This window comes from Pseudomonas sp. MBLB4136, from assembly GCF_051904765.1.
GTDB lineage: Bacteria > Pseudomonadota > Gammaproteobacteria > Pseudomonadales > Pseudomonadaceae > Aquipseudomonas.
Genome location: NZ_CP196713.1, coordinates 1498973 through 1513479, shown reverse-complemented (window position 1 = coordinate 1513479; position 14507 = coordinate 1498973). Strand labels below are relative to the sequence as shown.

The following is a 14507-nucleotide window of genomic DNA, read 5'->3' as shown; positions in this document are numbered from 1 at the left end:
ACGATGCGTTGCTGATGCGGAGCCCCCTGAGCGATAGGACGTGCCTTCCGCGACCTGTCCAACTGCCGGCCCGAATAGTCAGGCCAGCTGCTGGAAGGCGCGCAACAGCGCTTTGCTCAAATCGACAGCGGAGAACTTGGTGAGCACATCATTGGCACCGACCGCGCGTGCTTTCTCGGTGTTCATGGTGCTGTCCAACGAGGTATGCAGCAGCACATAGGTCTGGCCAATGATGGCGTTCCGGCGAATTTCCCGCACCAGGCTATAGCCATCCATCTCCGGCATTTCGATATCGGAAACCAGCACTTCTATCGGCTCTCCGGCATGTTGCTGAGTCAGCAACAGGTCCATCGCCGCAGCCGCGCTGCGTACCGCCTGGCAGTCGAGATCGAGCTTGCGCAGGGTAACCAAGGTCTGTTGCAAGGCGACCTGGGAGTCATCCACCACCAGCACCCGGCGACCAGCCAACGATTGGCGTTCGGCATCAGACAGCAACTGACCATCGATCTCCACCGGCATCGCGGGAGCGAGTTCGTGCAGCACCTTTTCGACATCGAGAATCTGCACGATGGCCCCGTCGATCTGGGTGACTCCGGTGATAAAGGCTTTAGCGCCGGTACCTGCCGGCGGCGGGCGCACATCGCGAGTCGAACACTGGACGATGCTCTCGACACGCTGCACATGCAGGCCCTGGCGGGAGCGACTGAGTTCGGTGACGATCAAGCAGCCGTCCCGACTGTCGCCATGCCCCGCCTCGCCGATCGCTCGCGCCAGGTCGATGACGTTCAGCGCCGCGCCACGCAATGTCGCAATCCCGAGCACATGGGGATGACGATTAGGCAGCTTGGTCAGCGCCGGGCACTCGACGATCTCATTGACCTTCAGCAGGTTGATCCCCAGCAGCCGGCCGCTGTGCAGGCGGAACAACAGCAACGAAAACGCGTCCCCCATCACCTCACTCATTAGCGAATCTACCCCCTTTCAATAGCTGTCTTCAGGCCGGACTGGGTAAGCAGCCCGGCACCTGACTCACCTCTTGCGCCGAGCTCACGAGCGACCCTTAGCGGCAGGCCTTCAGCGCAGAAAAGCCACGACCTGTTCGCCATCGAACGGCCAATTCAGCTCGGCACCGGTATCGCAACGGCGCAGTACCGGTATACGCAAGCCATACTGCTCGACCCACTCCTCCTGATCGGCAATATCCACCAACTCCACCAGCAAGCCGTGTTCGACGAACGGCATCAGCAGCGCCTCGGCCACTTCACACAGATGGCAGCCAAGGGTGCCGAACAGTTGGCATTCAGGAAGCATGCGCTGGCGTCCAAAAATCACGAGAAAAGCAGTCTAGCATCAGCCTGCGCACGTCGCTGCCCTTGCGCTCGTCTCAGCCTGGGCTTGCGCCGGGCAAAGCTGGCGAACGAGACAGCGCCAGCTTCCGCGTCTCTCGAACGTCGGCGCCGACCAGCAATTGCCCGGGCAGTTGCATCCGGCCGGCTGCTAGGCGACACAAAAAAGCCCGGACGCTGTCCGGGCTTTTTGGCTGCAGGGAAAAGCTATCAGTCCTGGCTGACGGCACCGATCTTGTGTATCGAAAGGTCGGCGCCGTAGTACTCCTCCTCCTGGCTCAGGCGAATACCCAGCAGAGCCTTGAGCACGCCATAGACCAGGAAGCCACCAACCAGCGCCACCAGTACGCCCAGCGCCGTGCCGATCAGCTGGCTGGCCAGGCTCACGCCGCCCAGGCCGCCCAGCGCTTCCTTACCGAAGATACCGCAAGCAACGCCGCCCCATGCGCCGCACAGACCGTGCAGGGGCCAGACGCCGAGCACGTCGTCGATCTTCCACTTCACCTGAGTCGCGGTAAACGCCCAGACGAACAGCGCACCGGCAATCGCGCCGGTCACCAGGGCGCCGACCGGGTGCATCAGGTCGGAGCCGGCGCACACCGCCACCAGGCCGGCCAGCGGGCCGTTGTGCAGGAAGCCCGGGTCGTTGCGGCCAACCAGCAGCGCGGCCACGGTGCCGCCGACCATCGCCATCAGGGTGTTGACCGCCACCAGGCCGCTGACGCTGCCCAGGGTCTGCGCGCTCATCACGTTGAAGCCGAACCAGCCAATGATCAGGATCCACGAGCCGAGGGCCAGGAATGGAATGTTGGACGGCGCGAACGCCACCAGTCGCCCATCCCGATAGCGTCCATCGCGGCGCCCCAGCAGCAGCACCGCGCCGAAGGCCAGCCAGCCACCCACGGCATGCACCACCACCGAGCCGGCGAAGTCATGGAAGCTGGCGCCGTAGTTCGCCTCCAACCAGGCCTGTACGCCGTAGTTACCGTTCCAGATCATGCCCTCGAAGAATGGATAAACGAAGGCTACGATCAATACGGTGGCGCACAGTTGCGGACCGAACTTGGCGCGCTCGGCGATGCCACCGGAGATGATCGCCGGAATCGCCGCGGCAAAGGTCAGCAGGAAGAAGAACTTGACCAGGGCATAGCCGTTCTCCTGGGTCAGCACACTGGCCGGCTCGAGGAAGGTCACCCCGTAGGCGACCCAGTAGCCGATAAAGAAGTAGGCCAGGGCCGAGACCGCGAAGTCGGAGATGATCTTCGACAAGGCGTTGACCTGGTTCTTCTGCCGCACGGTGCCCACTTCGAGGAAGGCGAAGCCGGCATGCATGGCCAGCACCATCACCGCGCCGAGCAGGATGAACAGGGTATTGGAGCCGTGAATCAGGGTTTCTACGGCGCTATTGATGTCTTCCATCAGCGAAGGACACTCCGAAGTCAGGGAAAAAGCACCAAACTGGACCAGACCCGACGCAGGGTGCACCATCGAGGAGCACGACTGCCGACCAAATCCAGCCTCAGCGATATCGAACGGCGCCAAAATGGCGCGCGGACGAACCCAGTCAAGGTACTAATTCTTTATTTATTAATAACTTACCCATGCACCCCGGCATCCAGGCCAAGTCCTTGAAGGCTCCATAAGGGAGCAACCGGCAGAGGGCGCGCACCAAGACTTTGCAAAGGCTGTACCAGCAATTGAAACCGCAGTACCAGGTATTACGCCTGCCCTATCCGGGGGAACCTGGCCCCGCCTGGGGACTCGAAGCCCTTACACTCACCCGTCCAAGGAGAGACCCATGCCCCGCAAGAGTGCCAATTCATCCAGCCAAGACGAGCTGCTCGACGAGTTCCAGGCCTTGGTTCGCGACACGGAAAAACTGCTGCAACACTCCGCCAGTCTGGCCGGCGAGCAGGCCGAGGAGCTGCGCGAACAGATCCGCACCAGCCTGGGGCGTGCCCGCAGCACCCTGAACGATGCCGAAGACTCCCTGCGTGAACGCGGCAAGGCGGCCGTCGAGGCGACCGAAGGCTATGTGCAGACCCACCCCTGGCAGACGCTGGGCATAGCCGCCGCCATCGGCCTGCTGCTGGGCATGCTGATTTCCCGTCGCTGATGAGAGACGAGATGGACGACGCGTCACCCTCCGCGCCCGGCCGCGGTCCCTCGCCGCGGCGCTTTGGCGGCGCCCTGCTCGGTTTGCTGCATGGCCACCTGGCGCTGTTCGGCGAAGAACTCAAAGAACAACGCAGCCTCAGCCTGCAGTTGCTGGTGCTGACGGGCCTGGGCCTGGTGTTCGGCTTGCTGCTGCTGATCGGCCTGTCGGCCGCGCTGGTGATCGGTTTCTGGGACAGCCACCGCCTGACTGTGATCATCGCCCTGTGCGCCTTCTACGGCGTCGGCCTGCTGGCCTGCCTGCTCGGTTTGTTGCACCGCCTGCGCACGGCCCCTGCGCCCTTCAGCGCCAGCCTCGAAGAGCTGGCCCGCGACCGCGAGCAATTGCTGCCATGAGCCTGACCGAACTGCCTGCCAAGGCCTCGCGCAGCGAACTGCGCAAGGCCATGCTGCGCCTGCGCCTGGAAATGCATCGCCAGGAGCTGCGCCACGAAACCCTGGTACTGCTGCAACCGGTGCGCCAGGCGCGATACTTCAGCCAGCACTGGCGCGAAGAATTGCGCGACAGCAACGCGCCGCTCTGGGTGGCCGGCGGCGCCCTGCTGCTGGCGACCCTGGGGGTGCGTCGCGGCAACTGGCGGCGCTGGCTGCGGCTTGCCCTGGTCGCCTTCCCGCTGCTGCGCCGCAAGCCACCGCGGCAAGCGGGCAGCGCACAGGCTGGCGCGGAATAGCATCGCCCCCGCGACCCGGCCTTGTAGCCATTGCGGCTAGTCTTCAAGGTACCGCCAATGCCGTCGCGAGGCCGCCAGCCATGCCCAAGCAACCCGGCAGCCTGCTCGCGCTCGGCCTGCTGCTGTCGCTGCTCGGCGCCTCCCCGTCGCTGGCCGCGACCGAGGGGGCCGGCACGCCTGCGCCCGAGCCCAAGAGCACCGTGGACTACCGCCAGGTGCAGGCGATTCTCATCGGCCGCTGCGCCAAGTGCCACGCCGCACAAGGGCTGATGGGTGCGGCGCCCGAGGGCTATCGGCTGACCTCCTACTCGGAGACGCTGGCCCACGACGAGCGCGCCCGCGTGGTGCCGGGCGTGGCCGAGGCCAGCGAACTGGTGCGGCGTATTCGTGGCCAGTCGCGCCCTCGCATGCCCTACGACGGCCCGCCCTATCTCGATTCTCAGGAGGTCGCCCTGATCGTCGACTGGATCAACCAGGGCGCCCGCGACGCCGAGGGCAGGCGCGCGCCCATGCCCAGCGGCGCCAGGGTACGTTTGCACGGCACACTGCAGGCTGGCTGGCGCCTCGACGACCTGGCACTCAGGCTCAATGCGGCAACCCGGCTGCAGCGCTCGCCCAAGCCTGGGGATTACGTGCAGGTACGCGGGCGCCTGCTGAAAGACGGCAGCCTGCTGGTCGAACGGATAAGGCCACTCCCAAGGTGATGCCCGGGCCGCCGGAGTGGGCGGGCCACATCTGAAGGCATGCGGATGGCGAATCAACTGGCGGCGGGCGACAGCTCAGTCGCGCTGATGATTACGCCTGAAGGTCTCCTCCCCCATGGCGGCGATCTGCCCCTCGATCAGCGCCTCGAACGGCTTGAGCAGCGCGTCGAAGCGGTCCGGCGCCTCGAGGATTTCCAGCGCCTCGACTATCGCCTCGATGGTGGACAGCGCGCCAGGCATCGGCGCCTTGCGCAGGCGGTAGCGCGAATGCAGGCCCGCCGGCAGGGTCACCCTGGGCAGGGCCGCCAACGACGGATTGAGGTGCAGCAGCTTGCGCGCCTTGCGCCAGGTGCCATCCGGCACCACCAGCAACAGCGGCAGCCCCTGCACCGCCGCAGCGAATTGCGCCAGGGGCGCGGCGGATTCCCCCGGGAACAGCAGGCACGGCCGATAACCCGCCAGTCCTAGCAGCGCCGGCAAGTCGTCGAACACTTCGCCCACGCGCAGCTCGGCATTGCCCAGGCCCAAGGCCGCCAGACGCGCGGTGTTGAGCGCATGCCGGACCTCGCTGGGGTGCTGCAGAATCAGCACGCGGGTGCGGCTGTCGAGCTGCGGAATCAAGGCACATAGGCAGCGCTCGAGCGGGCGGCTGCAGCGGGGGCAATAGGGGCGTGGCATCGGTATCTCCTCGGCCTCGCAGTGTGCCACAAGGCCGCCCCACTGGCCGCCCTCCTCTGCGGCGGACGGGGCCATCAGGAAATCCCACGCCGATCCGCTGCGGCGCCCTCAGGTGCCCGCCGCCTCGATGGTGCGGATCAGCTCCTGCTTGTCGATCGGCTTGGTGATGAAGCCGTCCATGCCCCGCGTCAGGTAGTACTCCCGGTCGCCGGCCATGGAGTGCGCCGTCACCGCCACCACCACCGGACAGGCCTCACCCAGCAGCTCGCGAATCCGCCGCGTCGCCTCGACGCCATCCATCTCGGGCATCGAAATATCCATCAGGATCAGGTCGAAGGCCTGCTCCTGGACCCGTTCTATGGCCGCTGCACCGCCATCGGCGCAGTGCAACTCATACCCCGTGCCATCCAGCAGGCACTCGATGACCAGCTGATTGGTCGGCGAATCATCCACCGTCAGCACGCGTCGCGAGCTGTGACTCACAGGCTCCCGGTTCAAGTGCTGTTCCGCCATGGCGTCGCTCTCGCCAGAAACACGCTCCAGGGTCAGGCTCAGGGTGAATCGCGCCCCGCCCAGGGGGGAATCGCCGGCCTCGATGTCGCCGCCCATGAGTTGCGCCAGGCGCTTCGACAGAGCCAGGCCAAGCCCGGCGCCGCCATGCTGGCGCACCAGAGAGGCGTCACCCTGAGCGAAGGCCTTGTACAGCAGGGGCTTCATGCTTTCGGCGACCCCCGGTCCGGAGTCGTCCACGCAGAACGTCAGGGCTGTTCGACCCTCCGCCACTGCGCTGGCTTCGACCGTCAAACGGACGGTGCCGGATGGCGTGAACTTGATGGCATTGGACAGCAGATTGAACAGCACCTGGCGCACCCGCACGCTGTCACCCCGGAAATGTCTCGGCACCCCGGCCCCTTCCTCGTAGAGGAACAGCAGGTCCTTCTGCTCGCAGCCGCTGCGGGCGAAGTCCAGCGCCGGGTTGATCAGCCCGGCGAAGTCGAAGGCACTGTGCTGCAGCTCCAGCTTGCCCGACTCGACGCGTGACAGGTCGAGAATCTCGTTTACCAGGGCCAGCAGGTGCTTGCCGGATCGATTGGCGACCTTGACCCGCTCCTGCTCCACCTCCCCCAGCCTGGCGGACGACTGCAAGGCCGTCAGTACACCGATCACCACGTTCAAGGGGGTGCGCAACTCGTGGCTGACGGTGGCCAGGAAGGTATTCTTCGCCTCATTGGAAGCGTCCGCCTGGCGCTTGGCTTCAACGAGCTCGTGTTCCTTGCTCTTGAGATCGCTGATGTCGACCCGGATGCCCGCCAGACCGCCGTCGCGCATGCGCCGCTGGATGACCCGCAGTACCCGGCCGTCGCTCAGGTGCTCCTCGTAGTGGGATTCGGCCTTGCCGTGCAGCTCCAGCTTGGACTTGAGCAGCTCGGAAAGGGCCTGATCGCCCTCGCCGGCGGCGTACTGGCCGTGGGCGATGCCGAATTCGATCAGGCTGCGCGCCGTCGCTCCGGGCTCGATGGCGGCCTCGCTGCGCTGGTAGACACGGCGGAAGTTGGCATTGCACAGCACCAGTCGATCGCTCGCATCGAAGATGGCGAAGGCATCGGGGATCGCTTCGATGGCATCGACCAGACGGTTCTCGCTCTGGCGCAGGTTGTAGGTGGCCTCCTCGACCATGCGCCGCAGGCGCACCGGCAGGCGCAGCAGGGCGTAGAAGCCGAGCGCCAGCAGGACCACCAGCACGTGCAGCAGCCACCGTTGCTCCACCTTATGATCGGCAAAGGTGATCCAGCCCTGCGCCGGCACCCCAGCCAACTGCCAGACACCGCCTGGCAGGACCACGTCCATGGTGATCGGCGAGTTGGCGAATACTTCCGGCTGGCCATAGAGCTGCTCGCCCGCGGCACCGAGCCCGTCTTTGCCGCGAATGGCAATCTCGATCTCACTGGTAGTACCGGTTGCCTGACGGGCCCGGGCCACCACCGAATTCCAGTCGATCAGTACCGTGGCAAATCCCCAGAAACGCTCCCCTGCCGACTCGATGTCGTCGACGAAGATCGGATAACGGCCAATGATCGCGACACCGCCCTGGATCAATTGGACCGGCCCGGCCACCCAGAGCTGACGGCTCTCGATCGCCCGATTCGCGGCAAGGCGGCGCTGCGGGTCGGCGAGCAGATCGTGGCCAATGGCGCCCTTGTTCTGCTCATAGGGCCAGACATGGGTGACGATGCCGTTCGGCGCCAACTGCAGGCTCATGATCTGCTTATCATTGCCGGCCAGTTCTGCGGCGATACGCGCGAACTGCTTCTCGTTGATTTGCCGGTTGGCGATCGGCAGGCCGATCAGGCCTTTGACCTGATAGAGGTCGCCATTGAGGTAGGACTCGAGCTGCGCGCGCACGATCGACAACTCCTGCAGGACCACCTGCTCCTGGGCCAGATGACTGGCCAGGAAGTCGTCCTGGTAGTGGGTGCGCAGAGCGACCAGCGCGCTGCCTGCAAACAGGGCCGCCAGCAAGGCGGCCGCCACCCACTTCTGCCACCAGCGGCGACTCGGGCCAAGCGCTGGCGAACTATTTGCCGCAGGGTTGCCATTCTGGGTCATGGGACAGGTCTCCTGATTCCTGGAAGAGACATCGCAAGATGCAGGCCAGCTTGCAATCTGCGCCCCGCGCCCGGCCGCTGAACTGCGGCAAGCGCCCACAGGACCTCGCCGAGAGACTCGCTGCAAGCTCAAGTCATTGAAATGTAAAAGGTTTATCAGGATGCCCGACTAGCGGAGAAAGCCGGACGGTTCAAACCCAAGGGCCCTCCGGCCCTCACCAAGCCCCACGGCATCGCAAAGTGCTTTGCAATTTGCAATGCACTTTGCCAGGAACCTAGCCGGGCACTGGCTCGGTCGCCGACTTCTCCCAGACCTGGCGCTTGCGATACAAGGTCGAGGCGCTGACTTCCAGCAAGGCAGCGGCCTTGGGCAGGTTGCCGCCGCAGATGTCGATGGCGCGCTCGATAATGCGCTTTTCCTCGAGCCATAGCGGGCGGATCTCGTCGTCCCCTTTCCTGCGATCGAACGCGCCGGTGGCTGCCGGACCGACGGGCTCCGGCGCGACGCCCGAGGCCCTCACCGCGCCAACCTGCAGGCGGGTATCGAGCGATTCGGGCAGCATGGCGGCGGTCAGCTCCGTGCCCTCGCCCAGCACCACCATGTTCATGATGACGTTTTCCAGTTCGCGCACATTGCCCGGCCACGGGTAGGCCTGCATGATCGCCTCCAGCTCCCGGGAGAAGCCGGCGAAGGCCTTGCCCTCACGCTCGCAGATATCGCGCAGCAGCTTGCGCGCGATAAGCAGACAGTCATTGCCGCGCTCGCGCAGAGGCGGCAGGCGCAGCGGGATGACGTGCAGGCGATAGTACAGATCCTCGCGAAAGCGCCCGGCGCGCACCTCGTCCAACGGGTCACGGTTGGTGGCGCAGACGAAGCGGATATCGACCTGCTGGCTGACGCTGGAACCGACCTTCTGGAAGGTGCCGGACTGAATGAAGCGCAGCAGCTTGCTCTGCAGTTCGAGGTCCATTTCGCACAGTTCGTCCAGAAACAGCGTACCGCCGTCGGCCAGCGTCGCCGCGCCGTCTCGCTCGGCATGGGCGCCGGTGAACGCGCCCTTCATATGGCCGAATATCTCGCTCTCCATCAGGTCCCGGGGAATGGCCGCGCAGTTGATGGTGATCAGCGGCTTGCCGCTGCGATCACTGCGCCGGTGGATGGCCTCGGCACAGAGTTCCTTGCCGGTACCGCTCTCGCCGGTGATGAAGATACTGGCGCGGCTCGACGCGGCATTCTCGATCACCCGGTAGACGCCCTGCATCACCGGGGAGGCGCCCACCAAGCCCTCGAAGCTGTCGCGCTCGTAGCGCTGCTGATAGCTGTCGAGCAGGTCCGCCAGGTGATGCTGCTTGAGCACATTGTTGACCGTCACCAGCAGGCGGCTGGCGTCGATCGGCTTGGTCAGGAAGTCCACCGCCCCCAGGTGCACCGCATCCATGGCCACCTCGGCCGAGTCATTGGCCGTCACCACCACCACCGACACATCGATGCGCTGCTCGTTGACGAAACGCAGCACCTCGAAGCCGTGCATGTCCGGCAGGCTGAGGTCCAGCAGGAGCAGATGGAAGCGCTGGCTACCCAAAGCCTGCAATGCCTGCTCGCCGTCGGCCGCATGCACCACCTGATGGCCCTGCGCGCTCAGGTACTCGTGATAGAGGGTGGCCAGCGGCAGGCTGTCCTCCACCAGCAGAATTGAGGTGTTTCCTACACGCTCGCGCATGTGCGTTCTCCACTACACCGGCTGGGGAATGTTGAAGCGCTGGCGATAGGCCGCCAGGGTGTCACGCACTATATCGTTGATCTGCGGCATGAGCTGCACGACCAGGTCCTTGTCCATGCGCTTGCAGGCCGACTCGATCTCCCGCGCCAATGCCGACAGCTGCGCGGCGCCGAAGGTCGCCGCATTGCTCTTGAGGGCATGGGCCTGATCCTCGACGCCATGACAGTCCATGCTGGCCAGGTTTGCGTTGATGGCGTCCATGCGCCGTTGCGCCTCGCTGACAAACATGCCGATCATGCGCTCGAGCATGGCATCGGAAGTTTCTGCGGCCAGGCGAGCGAGGATCGCCTCGTCCATTAATTTCAAAAGCGTCATGACCTCTGCCTCCATGGGGGAAGGGTGTACCGCTGCCGGACCGGCACCTACGGCCTGACACCTTGAACAGCGGCTGCAGGGCTCGATGCGTCATCCAGCACTGTCATTACGCAAGGAACGCTGTCTTGCGAATAGGAGAAAGCAATATAGGGACCAGATTGGAAATCAGGCGCCACCGGGGCGATTTGAGTGCTTGGGCCCAGGTTTTTTCGCATGACGCTTCGCATTTTGCAAAGAAACTCGGCGCTGCAGACCCATTTTGCAATTGAGCCAGCGTCAGCTCAGCCACTCGGCCGCGCATTTCGGCTTGAACGGCCGCCTATCCTGGGTTAGCCGAGTACTTGGCATGCTTCTGGCTGATTACCTGGGCAATAGACCCAACCACGGGAGATGATCATGGACGAATCAAACGAGCTTGCAGCGCTACTCGAGTCGCAAGCCGAGGAGCGCCTGTCGGTCCTGGTCGTCGACGACGACGAACTGATCCGCATGCACATGCAGCTGTCCTTGACCCACGAGGGGCTCGAGATCAGCGAAGCCGGCGACGGCGGCCAGGCCCTGGCGCTGGCCCGGGAGCGGAACTTCGACATCGTCCTGATGGACGTGCGCATGCCCGGCATGGACGGCTTCACCGCCTGCGAAAAATTCAAGCAGTTGCCAGGGCGGGCACAGACGCCGGTGGTGATGCTCACCGGCATGGAAGACCTGGACTCGATCAACCGGGCATCCGAGGTCGGCGCCACCGACTACGTGACCAAGCCCTTGAGCGCCAAGGTACTGGCCAAGCGCCTGCGCCACATCGTCCAGGCGCAGCGCAACCACGTGGCGCTGGAGCAGGAGCGTGCCAGCCAGGCCGCGCTGCTGCATGCCATTCCGGACTGCATACTGCGCTTCGACGCCGAGGGCCTGTTGCAGGCGGCGAAGGTCCCCGAGCGCATGCCGGCGCTGCTCAAGGCACGCCTGCGTATCGGCGATCCGATTCATCAGGTATTCGCCGGCATCGCCCAGTTCGACCCCGCGCAGGCCTTGGGCCAGGCGCTGCAGGGCGACACCCTGCCGCTGCAGCTCGGCGGCATGGACGACAACGTGTTCGAAATACGCCTGGTGGCCTGCGGCCCTGACGAGGTGATCTGCATGCTGCGCGACACCACCAACCAGGCCCGCCAGCAACGCCACATCGAACGGCTGTCGCTGATCGACGGCCTGACCGGCCTGCCCAACCAGGCCTGCTTCCTGCAGGCCGCCCAACGCCACCTCGACGCGACCCTGGATAACAGCCTGTGTGTGCTGCAGCTGCGCTTCGACAGCTATTCGAGCATCAGAAACAATGTCGGTGCCAAGCTGGCCGACAAGCTCATGAAGGTGGCGGCGGACAAACTGCTCGCCGCGCTGGACGCCAATCAGCAGTACGAGGAGCACCGGCCCAAGAGCCTGCCGTTCATTGCCCGCACCAGCGACTCCGAGTTTCATGTGCTGCTCAGGGACTCCGCCGAGAACCTGCAACTCAAGCACCTGATACGCCGGATCAACAGCTCGTTCGAGCAACCGATCCAGGTCGACACTTACGAGTTCTGCCTGCCGGTGTACTCCGGTGCCGCCATCCAGACCGCCGGTCAAGGCAACATCGAGCAGCTGTTCAAGATGAGCGGGCTGGCCGCGCACAAGGCCAGCCGCCAGCGCAGCCCGGAAACCGTGCTGTACACCCCGGAATTCGAGCAGCAGAGCGAACGGGCCCTGTATCTGGAAGCGGCCCTGCGCAGGGCCATCAGCCATGGCGAGCTGGAGCTGGTCTATCAGCCCAAGGTGTGCGCGGCGAGCGGAAAACTCAAGGGCGTGGAGGCACTGGCCCGCTGGAACGATCCGGAGCTCGGCAGCATATCCCCCGGCGAGTTCATCCCGCTGGCCGAGGAAACCGGGCTGATCCTGCCCCTGGGCGAGCTGATACTGGAAAAGGCCTGCCTGCAGAGCCGCCTCTGGCAGGTCAAGGGTCACGCCTGTGCGCCCATCGCCGTGAACGTATCGGCGCACCAGTTCAACCAACACAATTTCGAGCAGCGACTCTTTCGCCTGCTGGAGCGCATGCAGGTCTCGCCCTGCGCGATCGAGTTGGAGATCACCGAGAGCGTGCTGGTCGAACAGCAGCATGTGCTCACGACCCTGGAGCGCATGCGCGGGCGGGGCGTGCGCATCGCCATCGACGACTTCGGCACGGGCTACTCGTCCCTGAGCATGCTCAAGACCTTCCCCATCGACATCCTGAAGATCGACCGGGCCTTCGTCATGGACATCAGCGATGACACCCAGGCACACAGCATCGTCGATGCCATCATCGCCCTGGGTCACTCCCTCGACCTGACGCTGGTGGCCGAAGGCGTCGAGACCGAAGCCCAGTTGCGCTACCTGCGAGCCCGCAACTGCCAGCTGATCCAGGGCTACCTGACCGGCCGGCCGATGAGCGCCAGCGCTGTCGAGCAGCGCTTCCTCGAGCCGCAACTGGCCCTGTAACCCCCCGGTGGCATCCATCGGGGCCGTCCGCCCCCCCGCCGCATCCGGCCATGCCCCTGGCGCGGCCCTGCCGCTTTGCGCCTTCTGCGGCGCCGGCCACCCCAAGCCCCACTCGCCCTTCCCCAGCGCCGGCCGTAGCCGATCATTCGACGCTCACTCCGCCCCGCCTTGCGGCGCCCGCACCATTGCGCCGGCACCGGTTCGATCCGCGCCCACGCTGCGCCCCCAAGGCAGGCAGCAGAAGCTGATCCCGCCCGGAAGCGGCGTCCGCATCGGCGACCAAGCGCCAGCCGCGCAGTGGAACGCGAATGCCGATGCCGCAGCCAGGCCGGCGAAAGCCGGCGCCGATGGCTCCACGCGACTAACCGCCGGCTGCTGCGACAACCGGCAGGGCAGCAGCCTCGGGCGAGGAATGGATGGGATTACGGACGGGACCGGACACCGGGGACCAGGCGGCGCAGGCGAGCAGCACCGGCCGACCCTCGCGGTCGAACACGACAGTGCGCGCCCAGGTCTGGGCACGCACTGTCGTCACGGCCGAACTCAGGGGTTGAAGGTACCCTCGCCGGTCGGCGGCACGCTGCGCCAGGCGCTGTCGCTGGCAGCGCTCGGCAGGTTGACCCGGAAGGGCGCGGTGAAGGCCTCGAAGGCGTTGCGGGTGGGGTCCTTGGGATCGGCGACCGGCTCGGTGGCCTTTAGTTGGACGAAGGATTCGCAGAGAATCTCACTTTGCAGCGGCGCGAGGATTTCATTGATCAGCGGCTTGAATCCGTCGTTGATGTTCGACTCCGCCAGCACCTGGTTGATCGCCACGAAGACCGCTGCATCGACCAGCTCCTCGGCTTGCAGGGACATTGCCTGGGGGCAACACAGGCTGCCCACCTCCACGGGGTCGAGACGCTGACCCGGCGGCAGCAGCAGGTTGATGCTGGTGCGGATGCTGTCCATACGGGTGTTGATCGCCGGTAGATAGGTGGCCAGCAGGTCGCCCTCGTCTTCGTAGCCGAGCGGGCAGTCACAGGGTTCCAGGGTCGTGACCAGGCAGGCGTTGTAGGCTGGCTCGGTGCTGCTGTCATCCAAGCTGACCGCCTCGCAGGGCGAACCCGCCACCACCTTCTGCGAAACCCAGCGCGAACCGATGTCGGCGGCGGCGATCGGGCAGCTCTGCGCCGTCTCGCGGTACAGCGCCCCGGGCAACCCGCTGGCGCCCTGGCCTACCGCATAGTTGGGCTGCCCCTGCAGGGCGTTGAAATAGCTGACGCTGCCCGAGCCGGACACGCCGTCGACGCCGCTGTTGTCGCTCAATTCGTCGCTGACGGTCTTGATGCAGGGATCGCCCTCACAGCTGTTGCCGGCATAGTAGAGCGGCTCGCGGCTGGTGAAGCGATCATCGCGGATGCCGATCAGGGTGCGGTAGTTGTTCGACTGGCTGCGGTCGATATAGAACAGCCGGGGCGCATCGTGCTCGTCGAAGTCGGCCGCCTCGCCCAGCACCTTGCCCTGGGCATCGACCACGATCGCCTTCTGCGATTGCTGGCTGACATAGCGTTTAACCAGGGCATCGCGAATCGCCACGATGCCGACCAGGGTGCCCAGCACCAGGATAGTGATCAGCAACAGCAGCTCGACGGTGATGACGAAACCGCCCTGGGTCTTGCGCGGCCCACAGGCCATGCCGGCGTCTTGCCGATGGTGCGCAGCGTTCGGGCTCTGCATGATCGTTCTC

General features: G+C 65.2%; 13 protein-coding genes. 5 read left to right on the top strand and 8 right to left on the bottom strand.

The annotated features are described in order from the left end of the window. Positions 1–78: 78 nt before the first annotated feature. The 3 genes from ACSX1D_RS06895 to ACSX1D_RS06885 all read right to left on the bottom strand — a co-directional run bounded on the left by ACSX1D_RS06895 (position 79) and on the right by ACSX1D_RS06885 (position 2765). On the bottom strand, positions 79–963 hold the full coding sequence (locus ACSX1D_RS06895) for a chemotaxis protein CheV (protein WP_439861550.1): 885 nt from the start codon (positions 961–963) through the stop codon (positions 79–81). Between the two features lie 111 nt (positions 964–1074). Further along, entirely contained in the window at positions 1075–1311 is a 237-nt protein-coding gene (locus tag ACSX1D_RS06890; RefSeq protein WP_439861549.1) for a glutaredoxin family protein, read from the bottom strand. A gap of 245 nt (positions 1312–1556) precedes the next feature. Then, positions 1557–2765, bottom strand: a complete 1209-nt coding sequence (locus tag ACSX1D_RS06885) for an ammonium transporter (RefSeq protein WP_439861548.1) — start codon at positions 2763–2765, stop codon at positions 1557–1559. A 379-nt stretch (positions 2766–3144) separates the two neighbouring features. Between ACSX1D_RS06885 and ACSX1D_RS06880 the strand changes: the two genes are divergently transcribed. From ACSX1D_RS06880 to ACSX1D_RS06865, 4 genes are all read left to right on the top strand, one after another. Next, positions 3145–3462, top strand: a complete 318-nt coding sequence (locus tag ACSX1D_RS06880) for a DUF883 family protein (protein ID WP_208709176.1) — start codon at positions 3145–3147, stop codon at positions 3460–3462. A gap of 11 nt (positions 3463–3473) precedes the next feature. Further along, complete coding sequence (locus ACSX1D_RS06875; RefSeq protein WP_439861547.1) at positions 3474–3857, top strand: phage holin family protein; 384 nt, start codon at positions 3474–3476, stop codon at positions 3855–3857. After that, positions 3854–4192, top strand: coding sequence for a hypothetical protein (locus ACSX1D_RS06870; protein WP_208709172.1), 339 nt, complete (start codon positions 3854–3856; stop codon positions 4190–4192). Before ACSX1D_RS06875 ends, ACSX1D_RS06870 begins: the two co-directional genes overlap by 4 nt. Positions 4193–4272: 80 nt before the next feature. Further along, the gene (locus ACSX1D_RS06865; RefSeq protein WP_439861546.1) at positions 4273–4896 is read left to right on the top strand and encodes a c-type cytochrome domain-containing protein; all 624 of its coding nucleotides are present in this window, start codon (positions 4273–4275) and stop codon (positions 4894–4896) included. A gap of 75 nt (positions 4897–4971) precedes the next feature. On the opposite strand, the gene ACSX1D_RS06860 is transcribed toward ACSX1D_RS06865, so the two are convergent. From ACSX1D_RS06860 to ACSX1D_RS06845, 4 genes are all read right to left on the bottom strand, one after another. Then, positions 4972–5574 (bottom strand): tRNA-uridine aminocarboxypropyltransferase, encoded by a 603-nt coding sequence (locus ACSX1D_RS06860; protein WP_439861545.1) that lies wholly within the window; start codon positions 5572–5574, stop codon positions 4972–4974. A 108-nt stretch (positions 5575–5682) separates the two neighbouring features. Further along, positions 5683–8181, bottom strand: coding sequence for a response regulator (locus ACSX1D_RS06855; RefSeq protein ID WP_439861544.1), 2499 nt, complete (start codon positions 8179–8181; stop codon positions 5683–5685). A 274-nt stretch (positions 8182–8455) separates the two neighbouring features. Then, positions 8456–9901, bottom strand: a complete 1446-nt coding sequence (locus tag ACSX1D_RS06850; protein WP_439861543.1) for a sigma-54-dependent transcriptional regulator — start codon at positions 9899–9901, stop codon at positions 8456–8458. A gap of 12 nt (positions 9902–9913) precedes the next feature. Continuing rightward, the gene (locus ACSX1D_RS06845) at positions 9914–10276 is read right to left on the bottom strand and encodes an Hpt domain-containing protein (protein WP_439861542.1); all 363 of its coding nucleotides are present in this window, start codon (positions 10274–10276) and stop codon (positions 9914–9916) included. Between the two features lie 396 nt (positions 10277–10672). Here ACSX1D_RS06845 and ACSX1D_RS06840 point away from each other — a divergent pair, with 396 nt between their 5' ends. After that, the gene (locus ACSX1D_RS06840; protein ID WP_439861541.1) at positions 10673–12781 is read left to right on the top strand and encodes a putative bifunctional diguanylate cyclase/phosphodiesterase; all 2109 of its coding nucleotides are present in this window, start codon (positions 10673–10675) and stop codon (positions 12779–12781) included. A gap of 543 nt (positions 12782–13324) precedes the next feature. Here ACSX1D_RS06840 and ACSX1D_RS06835 read toward each other — a convergent pair. Beyond that, a complete protein-coding gene (locus tag ACSX1D_RS06835; protein WP_439861540.1) occupies positions 13325–14497 on the bottom strand; it encodes a hypothetical protein in 1173 nt (390 codons plus the stop codon). Positions 14498–14507 lie beyond the last annotated feature (10 nt).

Coding starts and splice junctions, on each gene's coding strand:
- ACSX1D_RS06895 (WP_439861550.1), bottom strand. CDS start 963: ATGAGTGAGGTGATGGGGGACGCGTTTTCGTTGCTGTTGTTCCGCCTG.
- ACSX1D_RS06880 (WP_208709176.1), top strand. CDS start 3,145: ATGCCCCGCAAGAGTGCCAATTCATCCAGCCAAGACGAGCTGCTCGAC.
- ACSX1D_RS06865 (WP_439861546.1), top strand. CDS start 4,273: ATGCCCAAGCAACCCGGCAGCCTGCTCGCGCTCGGCCTGCTGCTGTCG.
- ACSX1D_RS06890 (WP_439861549.1), bottom strand. CDS start 1,311: ATGCTTCCTGAATGCCAACTGTTCGGCACCCTTGGCTGCCATCTGTGT.
- ACSX1D_RS06870 (WP_208709172.1), top strand. CDS start 3,854: ATGAGCCTGACCGAACTGCCTGCCAAGGCCTCGCGCAGCGAACTGCGC.
- ACSX1D_RS06860 (WP_439861545.1), bottom strand. CDS start 5,574: ATGCCACGCCCCTATTGCCCCCGCTGCAGCCGCCCGCTCGAGCGCTGC.
- ACSX1D_RS06835 (WP_439861540.1), bottom strand. CDS start 14,497: ATGCAGAGCCCGAACGCTGCGCACCATCGGCAAGACGCCGGCATGGCC.
- ACSX1D_RS06885 (WP_439861548.1), bottom strand. CDS start 2,765: ATGGAAGACATCAATAGCGCCGTAGAAACCCTGATTCACGGCTCCAAT.
- ACSX1D_RS06840 (WP_439861541.1), top strand. CDS start 10,673: ATGGACGAATCAAACGAGCTTGCAGCGCTACTCGAGTCGCAAGCCGAG.
- ACSX1D_RS06855 (WP_439861544.1), bottom strand. CDS start 8,181: ATGACCCAGAATGGCAACCCTGCGGCAAATAGTTCGCCAGCGCTTGGC.
- ACSX1D_RS06850 (WP_439861543.1), bottom strand. CDS start 9,901: ATGCGCGAGCGTGTAGGAAACACCTCAATTCTGCTGGTGGAGGACAGC.
- ACSX1D_RS06845 (WP_439861542.1), bottom strand. CDS start 10,276: ATGACGCTTTTGAAATTAATGGACGAGGCGATCCTCGCTCGCCTGGCC.
- ACSX1D_RS06875 (WP_439861547.1), top strand. CDS start 3,474: ATGGACGACGCGTCACCCTCCGCGCCCGGCCGCGGTCCCTCGCCGCGG.